Consider the following 15,859-nt stretch of genomic DNA (forward strand, 5'->3'; position numbering starts at 1 on the left):
GCCTGCCATGACCGCCCTCTCTCAGCGAATTTGCAGAACTCTCAGCACACTACCGCCTCAGTTGCCGGGACGGGGTTCGGCCTCTGGAAGGACCGCGAGCGTCATTGCATCATTCCGCGTGCCGCTACAGGAAAGACGCATTCGACCCGTTTGCCGCGCATACCGACATACCAGTCATGGCGGTCGACCGTTGGATCGCAATGGCCGGGAACGAGGCGTAGCGTTTCTCCGATGGCAAGGTTTCCGGGATCCGAACGCAGGATGAGCGAACCGTGCTCATCCGATGCGCCGGCATAGTCGATATCCTTTCTGGCGTGAACGAGAGGAAGCCCGCTGTCGATGGCGATTCCCTTGTGGCCGCAATCCAGAACCGCGATGCCGGGACGGGCAGCACTCATGACGGTGCTCAACACGAACAGCGATTGTTCGAAATCGGGAGCGGGGCGATTTCGCGCATAGTCGGCATCCATGAACACATAGGACCCAGCCTGCAACTCGTTGTAGACGCCGCTGGCTGCCTCGTGGGCAAAGGTACCCGTGCCTGCGCCGCCCACGATAGCGCATTCCAGCTTTTGCCGCCTGATCGCGGCGACAGTATCCGCCGTTCGCGCCACAGCCAGGCCGATTGCGTCGCGTCGCTCCTGTTCGGTGCGCAGGTGCTGGGCGCGCCCTTGGTAGGATTGCAGGCCGCCGAACACCAGATGGCGGCTTCTCGCTATGCGTACCGCCAGCGCCGTGGCCGGTTCGCCGGGCTCCACACCGCAGCGGCCGCCGCTGACGTCGATCTCGACCAGCACGGTCAACCGCGTGGCAAAGGATTCCGCAACTGCTTCGATCTGGTCGACCACGATCGCGCTATCGGCACAAAGCGAAATCTTCGACATCCTGTTCAACGCGGCAAGACGCGCCAGCTTGCGGGAGGAAACGACCTCGTTGGAAACAAGGATGTCGCTGACCCCGCCCCAGGCAAGAACTTCGGCTTCCGCTGGTTTTTGCGCGCACTGGCCGATGGCCCCTCTGGCTATCTGCCAGTGGGCAATCACGGGGGACTTGTGGGTTTTCGCGTGAGCGCGCAACCGCACCCCTGCGTTGCGGCAGAATGCGGCCATGCGATCGAGATTGCCTTCCATTGCATCGAGATCGATGATGAGGGCAGGCGTATCGATATCGGCTTCGCTCATTCCGGGCTCGGCAGGGGGGCGTTGAAGCATTTTGTCTTTCTCTGATCGCGATGATGCCAATCATGATCACGCGGGCAGCTGATCGTCTTTGCTTGATATGCGAGACGATTGACGGAGGGTCCGCGTTGTCGGCGTCATGCGGCTATCGACGACCGCGTGTGCTGCGACAGGGTTTCGAAATTGTCGCGGATATAGGCCGCGGCCCGCAAAGCGAGCGCCGAGATGGTCGCCGTGGGATTGACGACACCGCCGGTCGCCAGCACGCTTCCGTCTACGATGAACAGATTGGGAACCTCCCAGGTCTGATTCCACCGGTTGACGACGGATGTCGCCGGGTCGCTGCCCATGCGGCAGGTGCCGATCATATGCCAGGCGGGTGTGCGATAAACGCCATCCTTGTCGCGATAGTCGTGCAGCCGATATTCGAAAGCGCCGCACGCCTTTGCAAGCTCCTCGAGGCGATCCAGCATGTAGTTCATCATGCGCTTGTCGTTTTCACCTGGCGCATAGTGGGTCTTTGCCGCTGGCACGCCGTCGGAATCCTTCAGCACAGGATCCAGCGTCACGCGATTTTCCGGATTCGGCAGATCGTCGCCAATGGCGAAAACGCCGATGGAATGGCCGAAGTGGCGCTCGAACCATGAGTGATGGTCGCGGCCCCATGGCGCGCGCGCCGGCGTGAACCAGCCGGCCGCAAGCTCTCCCGCCGAGGGCGTTGAGGTGATGCAGTTGAAATTGAAACCGTTGACGAAACCGCGCGACACGTCCGTTTCGGCGAACTGCCGCGACAGTAGCGATGCGACGTAGCCGATATGACCATCGACCGGCTCGTCGACCCACATTTCACAGGCAACCAGCGTGTGGTGCAGGAGATGGCGTCCGACCTGATCGTTGGCGTTTGCAAGATTGTCTGACGCAAGAAGGAGCCGTGGCGTGCCGATGCCGTTCGCGGCCACGATAACCAGTTTCGCTTTCTGGAAATGCTGCTTCCCGGTGTTGCGGTCGACATAGAGAGCGCCGCTGGCGCGACCGTCTAGGCCTTTCTCGATCCTGAGCACGCGGGCGTTGATGCGCAGTTCGCAGCCGGCATTCAATGCCTTCGGCCAGATGGACAGCGAATATTTGCTCATCGATCCGCGCGGACAGCCGTTGCAAGTGCCGCAATTATTACAGGCCGGTCGGCCGTCATAGTTCTCCGAGATCGCCGCGGCCTCGACGGGCCACCAGTGCCAGTCAAGCGCATCGAAACCGGCAGCAAGGCGCTTCGCTACCTTGGACACAGGCATTGGCGGGGTCGGGCAGCGGTCTCGCGGGGGCATGGCCGGATCGCCAGCAAGTCCCGACACACCGACAAGCTTGTCGGCCTGCTCGTAAAAGGGCGCGATTTCCTCATAGGTGAGCGGCCAGTCCGGCTGAAGACCATGCTCCGTGCCCTTGCGGAAATCGGAAGGACGGTAGCGTGGCCAGATTGCGCCATAGACGTTGGTCGACCCGCCGACGGCGTTCCACATCAGGATTTGGGAGGAATCTGAATTGACGGGGAAATCGTCCGGATGGCTGCGCTTGTTGACGTCCGGGCTCCAGTTGGTCCGGCGTTGCCAAGACCAGTCGGCATGGAGATGCGGATGATCTTGCGCTTCCACCCAGGAACCCTGTTCCAGGCAGACGACATCGAGACCGGCTTCCGCCAATGTCAGCGCCGCCAGGGATCCTGTTGCACCGGCACCCACGATCAACACATCACAGATGCGCTCTGTCCTCATCTTTTCACTCCCCAGCGATCTGTCTTTACCGTATCCAGCCCGAGCGACGACGTATCGACGGGCCTGACGTTTTCAGTTTCTAGGTAATGGCCGCGCCGATGGGCAGGCCGATCCCGGTTGAAATCGAAGGGCGCCATGTCATAGCCGGTCACATGCGGCCGGTATGAGTACGGACGCCCCGTGTTTCGAATGGCTTCAATGACGAAGGGCGTCTCGTAATACGCGAGTGTCACCGCCGTATAGATCTTGTCGAAAAGCTCCGTGTCAGCTTCTTCGAAGGCCTTGACGGCGGCGATGCGGGTTTCGCCATCGGCGCTCGAAAGGCCGTCCTCTTCCCAGCCGAGCAGATTGGCCAGCGCCGTAATCCGCTCATCGCTCCAATCCCCGAAGAGGCGCATCGCGACGATGCCGTGCACACCCGCCTCGGATGCCGAGGGCCATCCCTCGTCGCCGGGGATCAGTTCATCGACAAGAGCGCGGATCAATCGTGTTCTCTCGAGCGGAGAAAGCGGCGAATTGCGTTCGCCGGCAAAGGCAAGCGGTTGGGGGTTCACGCCGCACCTGCCTTTCGGTCGATCGTGACCGTGATCATCTTCAGTTCAGTCATGGCTTCCATAGTGTGCACGCCGCCGAGCCGGCCGATACCGCTCCTGGTGCCGGTCCCGCCTCCGAAGGGCAGGTGGATTTCCCACCAGGTGCTGCCGGCGTTGACGTTGACGATCCCGGCGGGGATCGCCTTGGCAATCGCAACCCCTCGCGCCACATCCGCCGTGAAGACGCCGACCGACAGGCCATAGTCGCTGTCGAGGGCCAGATCGAGCGCCTCGGCTTCGTCCTTGAAGGCGAGAACGGGCACGACAGGTCCGAAGGTTTCCTCGCGGTTGATCTTCATCTCGCGCGTGACACCGGCGATGATCGTCGGTTCGAAAAACAGTCCGCTGCCGAGGTCGGGACGCGGCTTGCCGCCATGAAGCACCCTGGCGCCTTGAGCGACCGCGTCATCGACATGCTCCTTGACCTTGGCTGCGACCTTGGCGTTGTTCAGCGGCCCCATGGTGGTCCCCTGATGGAAGGGATCGCCGAGCACATGTTTATGGGCATGGGCGACAAGTTTCTCGCACAGGCTTTCGGCAATCGACCGATGCGCGAGAACACGCCCCGTCGCGGCGCAGACCTGACCGGCATTGAAGAATGCGCCGCCGGCCGCGGCAGCGGCGGCCGCATCAAGATCGGCATCCTCGAAAACGATCACGGGGCCATTGCCGCCCAATTCCAGGAGCAGCGGCTTGCCCGCGCCGCGCTCGGCGATTTTCCTGCCGGTGGCCGCGCTCCCGGTGAAGCCGATGGCCGCCACATCGGGATGAACCACGACGGCGTCGCCCACGGTAGCGCCCTCGCCGATGACCAGGTTGATGACGCCGGCGGGAAGACCGGCGCTGTCGATCGCCTCCATCAAGGCACAGGCGACCAGCGAGGTGGAAGGAGCGGGGACCCAGACAATGGTGTTGCCGCTTGCAATGCCCGGAGCCAGATATTCCACGGGGATGTTGACCGGAAAATTCCACGGGGTGATGACGCCATAAACGCCACGCGGCTGGCGGATGGTCATAACGAGCTTCGTCGGATCCTCGGCGGGCAAGGTCTGGCCGCCCATTTGCTTGACGAGCTCGGATGCCAGCCGGAAGCCATCGGCGGCCTTGCCGACCTCACCCATGGCCTCGGCGAGAACCTTGCCTTGCTCGGCCGAGAGGATGCGCGCGATCTTTTCCTGAGCGGCGTCGATTGCCGAGGCGATGGCAATGCAGATCGCGGCGCGCTTGAAAACCGGCGTGTCGGCCCATGACGGCGCTGCGGTCTTTGCCGCGGCGACAGCCCGTTGTGCCGTTTCTCGGCTCGATCGCGGGAGCTGGGCAATGGTCTCTCCGGTTGCCGGATTGACCGCCGCCATGGTCTCCGGCTCCGCCTGCCATTCGCCGCCTATGAAATTGGCCGGCGTGTCCTTCATTGTGTAGCCACTGTCCATTTTCAGATCTCCCTATTCAGCCGCTGCCGCGAGCGCTTGATCGTCGGTACCGATATCCTGACCGGCAATGACCAGACCGGCGGCGAAGATACGTTCAGGCGCGACGACGATCTCGCCACGGGTGTCTTCAAGGGAAAACGCGCCGCTGCGCAATTCGAGGATGCTCGCATCCCCGGCCGAGCCGATCTTGAATGTCCCAAGCTCGGGGCGCAGCAATGCCTTTGCCGCATTGACAGTCGAGGCGGCGATGATGTCGTTGATCGACATGCCGAGCGCCAGGAATTTCGAAAGCGTCGTGACCTGGTCGTAGGCCGGGCCTTCGATGCAGAGCGCATGGACATCGGAGGAAATGGTGTCCGGCTGGAAACCTTGCGCCATCATCGCGCGTGCGGACTTCCAGGAGAAGGAGCCCATCCCGTGGCCGATATCGAAAAGAACGCCACGTTGCCTTGCCTCGAGGATTTCCGGCTTGATCTTGCCCTTGCCGTCGACGGGTGCATTGGGAAAGGGTCGGAAACAATGGGTCAGCACGTCGCCGGCGCGCAGCCGCGAAACAACGGCCTCGTAAGATGGCGGCGGCTCATCGATATGGGCCATCAGCGGCAGGCCGGTCTCATCGGCGACCTGCAGGGCGACATCGAGAGGCTGGATGCCGGCAGGGCCGGAAGCATGGCGCCCGATGCGCACTTTTACGCCGATGATAACGTCGCGGTTGGCGTTGATGATCTCGACCGCTTCACGGCCGGCAAGAAGCCGCATGTCATGGCTTTCGCCGATCATGAAATTCTTTGCGAACCCATAGATGCCGGCGAAAGAGATATGCAGATAGACGAGGATGCGGGCGGTGCTGCGCTCGATCACATGCTTGCGAAATCCCGGAAAATTTCCCGGTCCCGCACTTCCTGTATCGACGCAGGTCGAAACCGCGCTCTTTCGGGCAAACGCGTCGGGATCCACGCCGAGCGACGTCCCGCCCCAGTAGACATGCGTATGCAGATCGATCAGGCCGGGCGTCACGATCAAGCCGGAGACGTTTCGTTCTTGCATGCCGGAAAGGCCGTCCCCAAGCGCGGCGACCTTTCCGCCGGCGAAGGCGACGTCGGTGATGCGGTCGATGCCCTGGGAAGGATCGATCACACGGCCATTTTTTAAAACGAGCTCATATGGCATGAATTCGGCTTTCGGTTTCCAAGAATTGCTGGTTGATACGGGTGCCACCGTCCGCTGCGAAATAACGAACTGCGTCCGCTCGCGCGCTAAGGATGAGGCTTTGGCCGGCAGATAGGCCGGACGCGTCACTACAGGTTGCCCGCACGACGTGCCCGGCGATTGAAACGTCGAGGAACTGGAAAGGCCCGGCCGGCTCGATGAGCAAAAGCTCTCCAGACAGCGTCAGGCCGCCATTGCCGCGAGCCGCCGGCTTCAGGTCGTGTGGACGCACGCCGAGGATCTGATCGGAACTGCCGCCACACAGCTTGGCGGGCAAGAAGTTCATTTGCGGGCTGCCGATGAACCCGGCGACGAATTGGTTGGCTGGCTCGGAATAAACCTCCATCGGCGGCGCGAACTGCTGCACGACGCCGTCCTTCATCACGGCGATCCGGTCGGACAGCACCATGGCCTCCTCCTGATCGTGCGTAACGAAGATAACGGTAATGCCGAGCGCCTTTTGGAGGCGCCGGATCTCGGTGCGCATGCGCACGCGCAGCGAGGCATCGAGATTGGAAAGGGGCTCGTCCATCAGAAGTACCGAGGGATTTCTGACGATCGCGCGGCCAACGGCGACACGCTGGCGCTGGCCACCGGAAAGCGCCGCCGGCGGTCGGTCGAGAAGGTTTTCGATGCCGAGAACATCGGCGGCCCAGGCAACCTGCTTGTCCACGGTCGCCTGGTCCAGTTTCTGCTGGCGCAACGGAAAGGCGATATTCTCGCGCACCGTCATATGCGGATAGAGCGCGTAATCCTGGAAGACCAGGGCGATGTTGCGTTCGCGCGGTCCCAGATCCGAAATCTCCTTGTCGTCGAAGCGGATGGATCCCTCGTCGATATCCTCCAGGCCGGCGATGCAAAACAGTAACGTCGATTTCCCGCATCCCGACGGTCCGAGGAAGGAGATGAACTCGCCGTCGCTGATCGAAAGATCGAGCCCTTTCAAAACAGCCATGGTCCCGAACCGCTTGTTGAGGCCGGCAATTTCGATCGATGCCATGCTCAAAGCTCCTTTCAGCCCTTGACCGCGCCGGAAAGCGCACCCTGGACCAGGTAACGTTGGAAGAAGAAGGCGACCGCCACGGGCGGCAGAATGGCAAGCACGCTGGCCGCAAAAAGCGGCCCATACTCATAGAACCGTGCCTGGTTGAGAAAGCCTGCGATGACCACAGGAATTGTCTGCGTCTTGGGGGTCGAGGTCAGGATCATGGCAAAGAGAAACTCGTTCCAGGACACCAGGAAGCAGAAGATCAGCGCCGCGACGATAGCCGGCCGCACCACAGGCACCAGGACCTTGCGGAACATCGTCCAGCGGCTGCAGCCATCGATCTGTGCCGCGCGCTCCAGGCTGAGAGGCACGGTCTCGAAACTGGTCTTCATCATCCAGGCGGCAAGCGGCATCAGGATCGTCGAATATGCGATCACCAGACCGAGATGGGTGTCGATGAGCCCGAGCGTCCGGAAAATAACGAAGAACGGGAGAACCAACGTCAGCGCAGGAACCATACGCGTCAGAAGAAGCGCCCAGAGGCTTACGGCAAAGAAGCGATGTCCGGCGTAGCGGGCAAAACCGTAGCCAGCCAAGGTGCCGAGTGCGACATTGACGACGGAGACGACGATGCCGATGCCGAAACTATTGAGCAGGGACAATGGCACGCGCGCGGCCTGCACGCTGGTTGTGCCCTGGGCCATGAGCACGGACCGATAGTTCTCGAAGGTGAGCGTCGAGGGTACGACGGAGGGGGGCGTTCGGATCAGGTCGGTGGCTGGCGACAGGCTGATCAGGATCAGTGCGGCGACGGGCAGGAAAGACCAGACAAAAATGGCGGCAACGGCGAGCGCGAACAGAAATTTGCCTGTGTTGCGCGTGGCAATCGGGCCCATCAGCCTTTTCGGCTTCCACTCCGGCAAGACGACCATGGGGGGCCGCGGACGGCTGGCCGTCTGCAGTCCTGGAGCAGCCACCGCCGGCACCGTCGTTCTGGCTTTCTTGGGGCTGAGGAAGACGAAATAGGCGATCGCGAATGCAAGGCTGAGAAACGTCAGCACGTAAAGAAGGGCGGCTCCTTCGCCGAACTTCAGGAACTGGAACGATTGCATATAGCCGAGCCAGGACAATGTGGTGGTCGCCGAGCCCGGACCGCCTCGCGTCATGATCCAGATGATGTCGAAGGCCAGAAACGCATTGATGGTGGAGATGATGGTGGAGAAAAGCAGCGTCGGCTTGAGCCAGGGCAGCGTGATCGAGAAGAAGCGTTTGACCGGTCCCGCGCCGTCGAGAATGGCTGCGCGATGCAGGTTGCCCGGCATGGATTGCAGGCTGGAAAGGAGCATCAGCGTCGTCAGCGGCGTCTGGTTCCAGACTTGGGTCAATGCCACGAGGTTGAGGGCGCGGAAGCCCTCTCCGAACCATGCCCGTCCCCATGAACCAAGGCCCACGTCGTTGAGAAAGCCGTTAAGCAGGCCGAAATTGCCGGCATAGATGAAGGACCACAGAACCCCAATCGACACCGGCGCCATGGCCCAGGGAACGAGGACCACACTGCGCAGGAAGCCGCGGCCGACAAATCGCTGGTTCAAAACGAGTGCGATCAGCGTTCCGAGGACGGTCGTTCCGGCGACCGCAATCGCGGAGAAATAGAGCGTGCGCCCGAGTGCATACCAGAAATCCTGGTTCTGGAAGACCTTCGTATAATTGGCGAAGCCAACGAAAATCCACCGCTTGGTGATCGGATTGGTGATGTTGAAGGACAAATAGAGACTGTAGAGGAGTGGCAGGCCGACGATCAGGACCATCAGGATCAATGTCGGCACGACGGAAACATAAGCAAAGGCCGGAAGGTTGATCCTACGGCGGCGCTGATGCGTCAGTGGCTCTATTCTTTGCGACGGCACCAGCGTCGTTGTCATACGTCCTCGCACATCATCTGGGCCTGAGTGCCGGCAATGCGGCGTCCGGCGATGTTTTGGAGGTTGATACGGACGGGGCAGCCGGTCCCGATGACCCGCTGCCCCGAATGCCTACTGGTACTGGGCCTTCAGCTCGGAAGCCTTGGCCGCAAGTGATGCCACCAGCTGGTCGGTCGAGCTGCCCGAACGGATGTATTCCTGGACCTGCTGCATCATGAACATATCCCATTCCGGGAACCAGATGGCCTTGCCGATCGCGCGTGACGTCGCCGTGCCGAGCTGTTTGGCCGAAATATCGAGGTCGCGCCATTTCGAGAAACTGGCGACGATCTCGGGATCCTGCATGACCTCCTTGTAGCCCGAGCCGAGGCCGAACTCGAGCGCCCAGCGCTTGATCACATGATACTGGCCATCCTTGGCTTTGCCGCCGAAGAACTGGAGCAGGTTCCACACGCGCTCCTCATCGACGGGCTGCGCACCCATAAGATAGGCCGCCGTCCAGGCCATGGTGGAGCGGGTCGCGCCCGGCATGATCGCGTTGCGCACCTTGCCTGCGATCTTGGAAACGGCGGGATCGTTGGCGACCTTGTGGTTGTAGTCATGGACGACCATGAACGTGTGTCGGCCGGAGGCGTAGCTGGGCACACCTTCGCCGGGCAAGGTCATGATGTCCTCGACGACTAGCTTTTCCTTGTAGAAGGTCTGGTTGATTTCGAGGATCTTGCGCAAGGCCGGTTGGTCGACGAAGTTGCCTTCGGCGCCGAAGACCTTGGCACCCTCGGAGTACCATGCGGCGAACATATACCAAGACATGTTCGGCCATTGCTGCTGCCACATCGCATGAAATGGCGCGTCGGATATGCCATCCTTCTTGAGCTTGCGGCAGACATCAAGGACGGCATCCCAGGTTTCCGGGACCTGAACCCCTGCCTTCTTGAGATGCTCCTCATTGTAAAGGAAGGTGTTGTAGCCGGCGTAATAGGGCAGCCCGCACAGGGGGCCACCGTTCGGCAGGGAAAGCGACTCTATGCTGACTGGGAAGATGCCGGCTTTGATGTCGGCGACGCCGGGCAGGCTCTCGATGTCGCGGATCCAATTGGCGGCGTGCCAGCGGGCGATGTAATTCTCCTCCGAATACAGCATGTCGATATGCTGGCCGCCGGTGAGCTTCGTTTCCGCCAGGGGGTGATAGTCACCCGATACCAGTTCGTAGTTCACGTTCTCGTCGTAGAGTTTCATGAACGTCTTGACGTTGTCGTCAACGATCTGCGGTTGGTATTGCCAGCCGACGAAGCTGATCGGCGTGGCTGGTGCCGCGAAGGCGCGAGACTTCATCATGGCCGCGGCGGATAATCCCGCAGCGCCTTGCAATATCTGTCTTCTGGACAGCAGATGTCGTTCCAGCGAAGAAATCATGCCAGTTCCCCAATCGTTATAGCTTTTTGATTTCGACCAACCGGCTATGCCGGGCAGATAACTTTGATCCCTCCAACCTGGGAGGCGACTTGTAAGGTCGGTTAAGCTCTTGCCGCAGGGGAACTATGCCGAAAAGTTTTTAGCTGTCCAACAAAAATTTTCATTTCCGGATCATTTTCCAGCATTTCTAACCAGATGATCATTTTGTCGGCTATTTTTTGATCAAAAAAACAAAAATTAGTCATTTTTTTGGAGTTAGTCACACAATGGCTGGGTCTGGGCTGCATCGCGAGCGACTGCCAGTTGCTGCTTGAGCCGGCGCAGTTTTTCCCGACCCGCGTCCTTGCGCGCGATAGCTACGCCGTAAGAAATGATATCGATCGCGATCATGTAGGCGTAGCGGATTGATGCCGGGCTCAAAATGTCCTCATCAGGGGGAGAGTTGATCGGCAAAAGCTCATCAACGGCGGCAGCGAGAGGCGTCCCGCTCGGGGTCAGGGCGATCGTTGTCGCTCCGTACTCGCGCGCGACGGCTACTGCCTTCTCAAGCTCGACATTGGCCCCCGTGAGCGAACAGCAGATAACAACGTCCGTACGGTCCACGGCTGTTGCCAGCATGAACTGCATCTGGTGATCCTGACAGGGAACGACACGTATACCCAACCGGAAAAAGCGGTTCTGGATCTCCTCGATAAGCCATGAGGAGACACCGCCACTCCCGAATGCGTAGAGCGTGTGGCAGACGCTGATTTTTTCGACGACCGCCTGGGCGCGCTCGAGATCGACGTTATGATGCATGTCCGCGATGGTTTTCTGTGCTCGTTTGCTGACGCGCTCCGCGACTTCGGCGATGGACCCGGGCGGCGTCTGCGGTTCGAGATAACGGATGCCGATGCGCACCGACCCCATGATCTTGAGCTTGAGATCCTTGAGACCGTCACATCCCAACATGCGCGAAAACCGTGTGATGGTTGGCGCCGATACGTCGAGCCAAGTGGTAAGTTCCTCGATGGGCTTTTCGACAAAGCTATGCGGCTCGCTCAAAATCGCGTGCGCGATCCGGCGGTTTGTTTTGGAGAACTGTGACTGCTGGTCGACAATAAGCCCAATGACGTCTTGTGCATTGCGCTTCGTGCCCCGGATGATCGCCCGATCATTGGGTGGCGATGCATGATTTTCTTGTGACTTATCACGAGCCATCGAAGAAACTCCGTTTGGACTGAGGTTTTGAGTCTAAGCGTCATGGTGTCAACCACTTCCGTGAGGGCGATGCGTAACCCTCCATATCGAGGTGGCCGTCAGCCTGGCTCGCCTCTATGACGATTGCCGAGCTGTCAACTGCGTCATCTCTATCCGTTTCTCAAGTTGTAAGTACGCTGGTCGTTGGAACTGGCATCCTGAAGTGTTTGGTTCTGAATGCCGTTCGCGAGTCCCCCGGGGAAGGTCTGTTTGTCCAGGAAGCGCCTTCTGGGATTTCGATCGTCTGCGACCCAAGGGTTAGACACGAGGTGCTATTCGGGCCCGCACATCGAGCTTTACCGATAGGACTGAAGAACGATGTCTGGAACAGGTCACCCGGTCGGGCGGTGTCCCCTGAAGGTCCTGAGGGGAATGCATCCTGACGAGCGTGGCCGCCACCATCGATCGGATCATCCGGCGCTATCTGCTTGGGTACCAAATGGCGTGATTTGTGTGGCCTGAAATCGCCCGACGGCGGCAGCCTTCTCCTTGGTGCGGCAATCGTATCGGCTTTGATTTTGTTGGCTTATGGTGGGCTACCGGGGGACCAAGGTAAGCAGGCGCGGCCGGCAGTCCGACAGTGCCGGCCACCGCAAACCGGGCTCCTTCATGCAGTTTTCAAGACATGGTTATCGTCGAAGTCCGTGAGCTTTGGATAAGCGATAGTCGGGGCATGCGGGAGACCCAGGAGCCGTTCACGGTAACGCTCGAGGAAAATCTGGCGTTCACCATCGCCGATGCGCGCTGGTGCATGCACGAGGAAAGGCTCGATCACGGTGAAGCCGACAAAATAAAGCATCCCGTGGTTGATCGGAAATAGGATCGAATCTATCGGGCCGTTCAGTCCCCTGTCTGAATAGATCGGCGGCGGCCCGCCGATTGTGACGGAACACATCGCGCGCTTTCCGGCGAAGACGCCGCGATCATACCATTTGCCGCCGCCATAGATGCGGCCCCCCGATGCGAACACGCGGTCAACCCAGCCCTTGAGAATCGCCGGCAGCCCGAACCACCAGAGCGGGAATTGCAGGATCAAGGCGTCGCACCAGAAAAGCTTGTCCATCTCCGCCTGAATGTCGGGGGCAAATCCGTCGTAAACGGCAGCATTCGCCTCTTCGGCCTGCTGGCGATAGTAGTTAGCATCGCGCACAGTCGTGAAGTTGCGGCGATCCGACACCGGATTGAAGCCCATCGCATAAAGGTCGGAGATGACGACCTCGTGCCCGGCCGCAATCAGCGCTTGCTCGGCCGCGCGGGTCAGGGCGCCGTTGAAGCTGTTGGGCTCAGGGTGAGCGTGAACGATGAAGATGCGCACCGTGCGTTTCCACCTGGCCGGAATGTCTATTTTCTGGGTGCCGAAAGGGTTCGCTCGGCGACCTGGTCGAGCGAGAAGACGCCGGCGCCGCGCGTCAGAATGAGAAGCAGCAACGAGGCCCACAGCAGGTGCTCCGCCCAGTTTTCCGGATAGACGAAGATCTGAATGACGGAGACGACGCCGAGCAGCATCAGCGCGGCGAGGCGCGAGAACAGCCCGAAGAAGACCAGCACCGAGCCGGTCAGTTCCGCGGTCGTCGCAAGCGGCGCCGCGATCGAAGGGTCGATGAACGGCAGATTGTATTCGTTGGCGAAGAGCTGCAGCGTCACTGGCCAGGACGCCAGCTTGCTCTGGGCCGATTGCCAGAAGACATGTGCCACCGCCACGCGCGCGGCGAGTTGGACCAGCGAGAATGGAATGTGTTCGGGCAGCTTGATGATGCGCCTGTAGAGGCCGACAAGGCCGGCCAGGTTGGACGAGGATTGCTCCGATATTGCGGTCATGACCGTCTCCGTCAGTTTGAGGGGGAATTCGAGGCGACCCGCGCGTCGGTGACGAGCCTGTCGCGGAACAGACGCACAAGGGCCGAAACCAGGTCGAAGGCTGGATCGAGCGCCAAGGCGCGGCCAGTGGCATGCTCGAGGCCGAAACCGTGCTTCAGCGAATGCCAGAAGGCGAAGCTCGCGCGGTCGAGCAGAAAAAGCCGCACATAATTCCCCGCTCGCCACAACGCTACGCGTTCGGGTCGCCTTGTCCAGGTGATGTTTTCATCGACCGTCGTCTCCTGTTGATGCGCCATCCATACCGACAGGATCGACCAATGCGAGACAATCAACCGCAGCGAGGGCTGGAGCTGGATATCCGGCGACAGCCCAAGATCGGTGTGGTCATATTCTGCCAGGTTGCGAGGCGGCAGCGACGCCGTGTCGAGCGCCTCCGCTATGGCCCATTCGAGACGCGCCGTTTCCGCGACGATCGGCATGTCGGACAGCGTGTCGATCGTTTTCAAGAAGCGTGGAAAGCCGGCGCCATAACGTGCCAGTCGCGACTCCACTGGCGGATGCCGCCGAATGAATTCGCTCGCCGCAAAGCGGAAGAAGCGTTCGTCGACGAGGCGGACGGTCACGGGAAACACCGCCATCAGCGCCGCGGTGAGGGAACTGCGCGTGTTGTTCTGGTAAATCCGCAGGCGCGCCAACGGATCTGCCTTGCCGGCGGTCAGCATATTTGCGGCGACCACCGGCTCCATGGCCAGCACCGACCGCGCCATGGTGGTCTGCAAGTGTTCAAGCGGCAGCATGGTATTCCTCCTCGATTGAGACAAGCGCCACGGACATGCACGGCCTGGCGCATCTGGCAGCGGCGAACGCCGCCAGGACGGGCATGCTGGTCGTCGTTTCGCTCTGGACAGAAAGGTGGATCGGCGTCGCTCGCGTCTTGGTCGTTTGCTCGCGCCGAGCAGCTTGCTTGCGGTTGAACATGATCGACGCGGTCAGCATGTCCGCCCACATCGCTTCGCCCAGCAGCACGTCGAGGATGGGAACGTCGGTGTCCCACTCGATCAAGGTTGGCCGCGGGCCAAGCCGGTCTATGGCATGCTGATAGAGCGCCCAGACGACGGGAGGCACGCGCGAGCCATGGTCGTCGATGAGCACGGTGTCGGCGCCGACGTGGTTGGTCGCATGGCCGGCAAGGTGGATCTCGCCGATCGCCTCTGCCGGCAGCGCATCGATGAAGGCCTTGGCGTCATATTGCAGATTGTGTGCCGAGACCTGAACGTTGTTTACGTCGAGCAACAAACCGCAGCCGGTCCGAATCACGAGCTCGGCCAGAAACTCGGCCTCGCTCATCGAGGAGTCCGCAAAGGCGACGTAAGCAGACAGATTCTCGATCAGCACCTGCCGATTCAACGTTTCCTGGACGGTCTCGACGTTGCGCGCGACGATCGCCAGCGCTTCTTCGTCGTAGCGCAGCGGCAAGAGATCGTTGAGATAGGCGCCGTCGGCGACACTCCAGGCGAGATGCTCGGAAACCAGATCGGGCTCGAAGCGGTCGCAGACCTTGCGCAGTCGCTCCAGATGATCGCGATCCAGACCTTGCGCGCTGCCCAGCGACAAGCCGACGCCGTGCACGGACAGCGGGTAGATCTGGCGCAGCCTTTCCAGCGCTTCGACGCCAGCGCCGTCACCCATGTAGTTCTCGGCGTGGACCTCGAGCCAGCCAGCTGAAGGGCGCCGCGTCAGCATCTCGGAGATGTGAGGCGAGCGAAGACCAATGCCCGCCGAAGCGGGGATTGCAAGAGGTGAAAACATGCTGGACATCGGTCTCCTCCATTCTGGTCTGGTTGGCTCGAGGTGGAAGTTGCTAGGCTTTCGGCTTGTCGCTGCCGCCCGCGATCTTGGCGCAGCTGCCGGCGGGCACGTAGAGCCAGGAATCCGGCTGGTTGTCGGCGGTCGCGGTGCCGGCGCAGGAATGCGTCGCGGTCTGGCAGTCGTTCTGGCCGGCCTTGACCACGCCGTAGCATTTCTCGAAGGCGAAGCCGGGCTTGGCGGCCGGGCCGCTGTATGCCGCCGTCGCGGCGAGCGTGGTGGCAGCCGCGAGGGCCGATCCGATAAGGGTCTTGGTGTTGATCACAGGCTTGTCTCCTGGTTGGCGTTTCGAGGGAAAGACCGGCCTTAGGCCCGTCTGCAGATCAGTCTCTCCGATCGTGGCGCCGAGCTGAAATGCTGTCTCGGCATGGAATTGATACGCGGCCACTATGTTCAGGAGCTCGGCGCGAAAAAGCCCTCCGGCGGGGGCACCG

Annotated in this window: 14 protein-coding genes; all 14 read right to left on the reverse strand. The window is 60.9% G+C overall.

Annotated elements, in window-relative coordinates:
- Positions 1–101 precede the first annotated feature (101 nt).
- Positions 102–1,181 (reverse strand): DSD1 family PLP-dependent enzyme, encoded by a 1,080-nt coding sequence (locus E5X34_RS27520; protein WP_292571397.1) that lies wholly within the window; start codon positions 1,179–1,181, stop codon positions 102–104.
- Positions 1,182–1,315: 134 nt separating this feature from the next.
- Positions 1,316–2,944 (reverse strand): GMC family oxidoreductase, encoded by a 1,629-nt coding sequence (locus E5X34_RS27525; protein ID WP_292571400.1) that lies wholly within the window; start codon positions 2,942–2,944, stop codon positions 1,316–1,318.
- Positions 2,941–3,498: a hypothetical protein gene (locus E5X34_RS27530; RefSeq protein WP_292571404.1), complete on the reverse strand. Its 558-nt coding sequence runs from the start codon at positions 3,496–3,498 to the stop codon at positions 2,941–2,943. Before E5X34_RS27530 ends, E5X34_RS27525 begins: the two co-directional genes overlap by 4 nt.
- Positions 3,495–4,967, reverse strand: coding sequence for an aldehyde dehydrogenase family protein (locus E5X34_RS27535; protein WP_292571407.1), 1,473 nt, complete (start codon positions 4,965–4,967; stop codon positions 3,495–3,497). The genes E5X34_RS27530 and E5X34_RS27535 overlap by 4 nt, the downstream gene beginning before the upstream one ends.
- 12 nt (positions 4,968–4,979) lie before the next feature.
- Complete coding sequence (locus tag E5X34_RS27540) at positions 4,980–6,137, reverse strand: amidohydrolase/deacetylase family metallohydrolase (protein ID WP_292571410.1); 1,158 nt, start codon at positions 6,135–6,137, stop codon at positions 4,980–4,982.
- Entirely contained in the window at positions 6,127–7,176 is a 1,050-nt protein-coding gene (locus E5X34_RS27545; protein WP_292571413.1) for an ABC transporter ATP-binding protein, read from the reverse strand. Before E5X34_RS27545 ends, E5X34_RS27540 begins: the two co-directional genes overlap by 11 nt.
- Before the next feature lie 14 nt (positions 7,177–7,190).
- Positions 7,191–9,086: an ABC transporter permease subunit gene (locus E5X34_RS27550; protein WP_292571416.1), complete on the reverse strand. Its 1,896-nt coding sequence runs from the start codon at positions 9,084–9,086 to the stop codon at positions 7,191–7,193.
- Positions 9,087–9,197: 111 nt separating this feature from the next.
- The gene (locus E5X34_RS27555) at positions 9,198–10,424 is read right to left on the reverse strand and encodes an extracellular solute-binding protein (protein ID WP_292571419.1); all 1,227 of its coding nucleotides are present in this window, start codon (positions 10,422–10,424) and stop codon (positions 9,198–9,200) included.
- A 333-nt stretch (positions 10,425–10,757) separates the two neighbouring features.
- Positions 10,758–11,702 (reverse strand): MurR/RpiR family transcriptional regulator, encoded by a 945-nt coding sequence (locus E5X34_RS27560; protein ID WP_292571422.1) that lies wholly within the window; start codon positions 11,700–11,702, stop codon positions 10,758–10,760.
- A 646-nt stretch (positions 11,703–12,348) separates the two neighbouring features.
- Entirely contained in the window at positions 12,349–13,056 is a 708-nt protein-coding gene (locus E5X34_RS27565; protein WP_292571425.1) for an NAD(P)H-dependent oxidoreductase, read from the reverse strand.
- Between the two features lie 26 nt (positions 13,057–13,082).
- Positions 13,083–13,559, reverse strand: a complete 477-nt coding sequence (locus E5X34_RS27570; RefSeq protein ID WP_292571428.1) for a DoxX family protein — start codon at positions 13,557–13,559, stop codon at positions 13,083–13,085.
- 11 nt (positions 13,560–13,570) lie between these two features.
- Positions 13,571–14,356: a DNA-binding domain-containing protein gene (locus E5X34_RS27575; RefSeq protein WP_292571431.1), complete on the reverse strand. Its 786-nt coding sequence runs from the start codon at positions 14,354–14,356 to the stop codon at positions 13,571–13,573.
- Entirely contained in the window at positions 14,343–15,377 is a 1,035-nt protein-coding gene (locus E5X34_RS27580; protein WP_292571434.1) for a DUF692 domain-containing protein, read from the reverse strand. Before E5X34_RS27580 ends, E5X34_RS27575 begins: the two co-directional genes overlap by 14 nt.
- A 43-nt stretch (positions 15,378–15,420) precedes the next feature.
- The gene (locus tag E5X34_RS27585; RefSeq protein WP_095819763.1) at positions 15,421–15,690 is read right to left on the reverse strand and encodes a DUF2282 domain-containing protein; all 270 of its coding nucleotides are present in this window, start codon (positions 15,688–15,690) and stop codon (positions 15,421–15,423) included.
- Positions 15,691–15,859 lie beyond the last annotated feature (169 nt).

Origin of the sequence: Mesorhizobium sp. (assembly GCF_004963255.1) — a bacterium.
Classification (GTDB): Bacteria; Pseudomonadota; Alphaproteobacteria; order Rhizobiales; family Rhizobiaceae; genus Mesorhizobium.

What these genes read in the sequence shown, in the direction of transcription:
- E5X34_RS27520 (WP_292571397.1), bottom strand. Translation starts at nt 1,181, where the DNA reads ATGAGCGAAGCCGATATCGATACGCCTGCCCTCATCATCGATCTCGAT.
- E5X34_RS27525 (WP_292571400.1), bottom strand. Translation starts at nt 2,944, where the DNA reads ATGAGGACAGAGCGCATCTGTGATGTGTTGATCGTGGGTGCCGGTGCA.
- E5X34_RS27535 (WP_292571407.1), bottom strand. Translation starts at nt 4,967, where the DNA reads ATGGACAGTGGCTACACAATGAAGGACACGCCGGCCAATTTCATAGGC.
- E5X34_RS27540 (WP_292571410.1), bottom strand. Translation starts at nt 6,137, where the DNA reads ATGCCATATGAGCTCGTTTTAAAAAATGGCCGTGTGATCGATCCTTCC.
- E5X34_RS27545 (WP_292571413.1), bottom strand. Translation starts at nt 7,176, where the DNA reads ATGGCATCGATCGAAATTGCCGGCCTCAACAAGCGGTTCGGGACCATG.
- E5X34_RS27550 (WP_292571416.1), bottom strand. Translation starts at nt 9,086, where the DNA reads ATGACAACGACGCTGGTGCCGTCGCAAAGAATAGAGCCACTGACGCAT.
- E5X34_RS27555 (WP_292571419.1), bottom strand. Translation starts at nt 10,424, where the DNA reads ATGATGAAGTCTCGCGCCTTCGCGGCACCAGCCACGCCGATCAGCTTC.
- E5X34_RS27560 (WP_292571422.1), bottom strand. Translation starts at nt 11,702, where the DNA reads ATGGCTCGTGATAAGTCACAAGAAAATCATGCATCGCCACCCAATGAT.
- E5X34_RS27570 (WP_292571428.1), bottom strand. Translation starts at nt 13,559, where the DNA reads ATGACCGCAATATCGGAGCAATCCTCGTCCAACCTGGCCGGCCTTGTC.
- E5X34_RS27575 (WP_292571431.1), bottom strand. Translation starts at nt 14,356, where the DNA reads ATGCTGCCGCTTGAACACTTGCAGACCACCATGGCGCGGTCGGTGCTG.
- E5X34_RS27580 (WP_292571434.1), bottom strand. Translation starts at nt 15,377, where the DNA reads ATGTCCAGCATGTTTTCACCTCTTGCAATCCCCGCTTCGGCGGGCATT.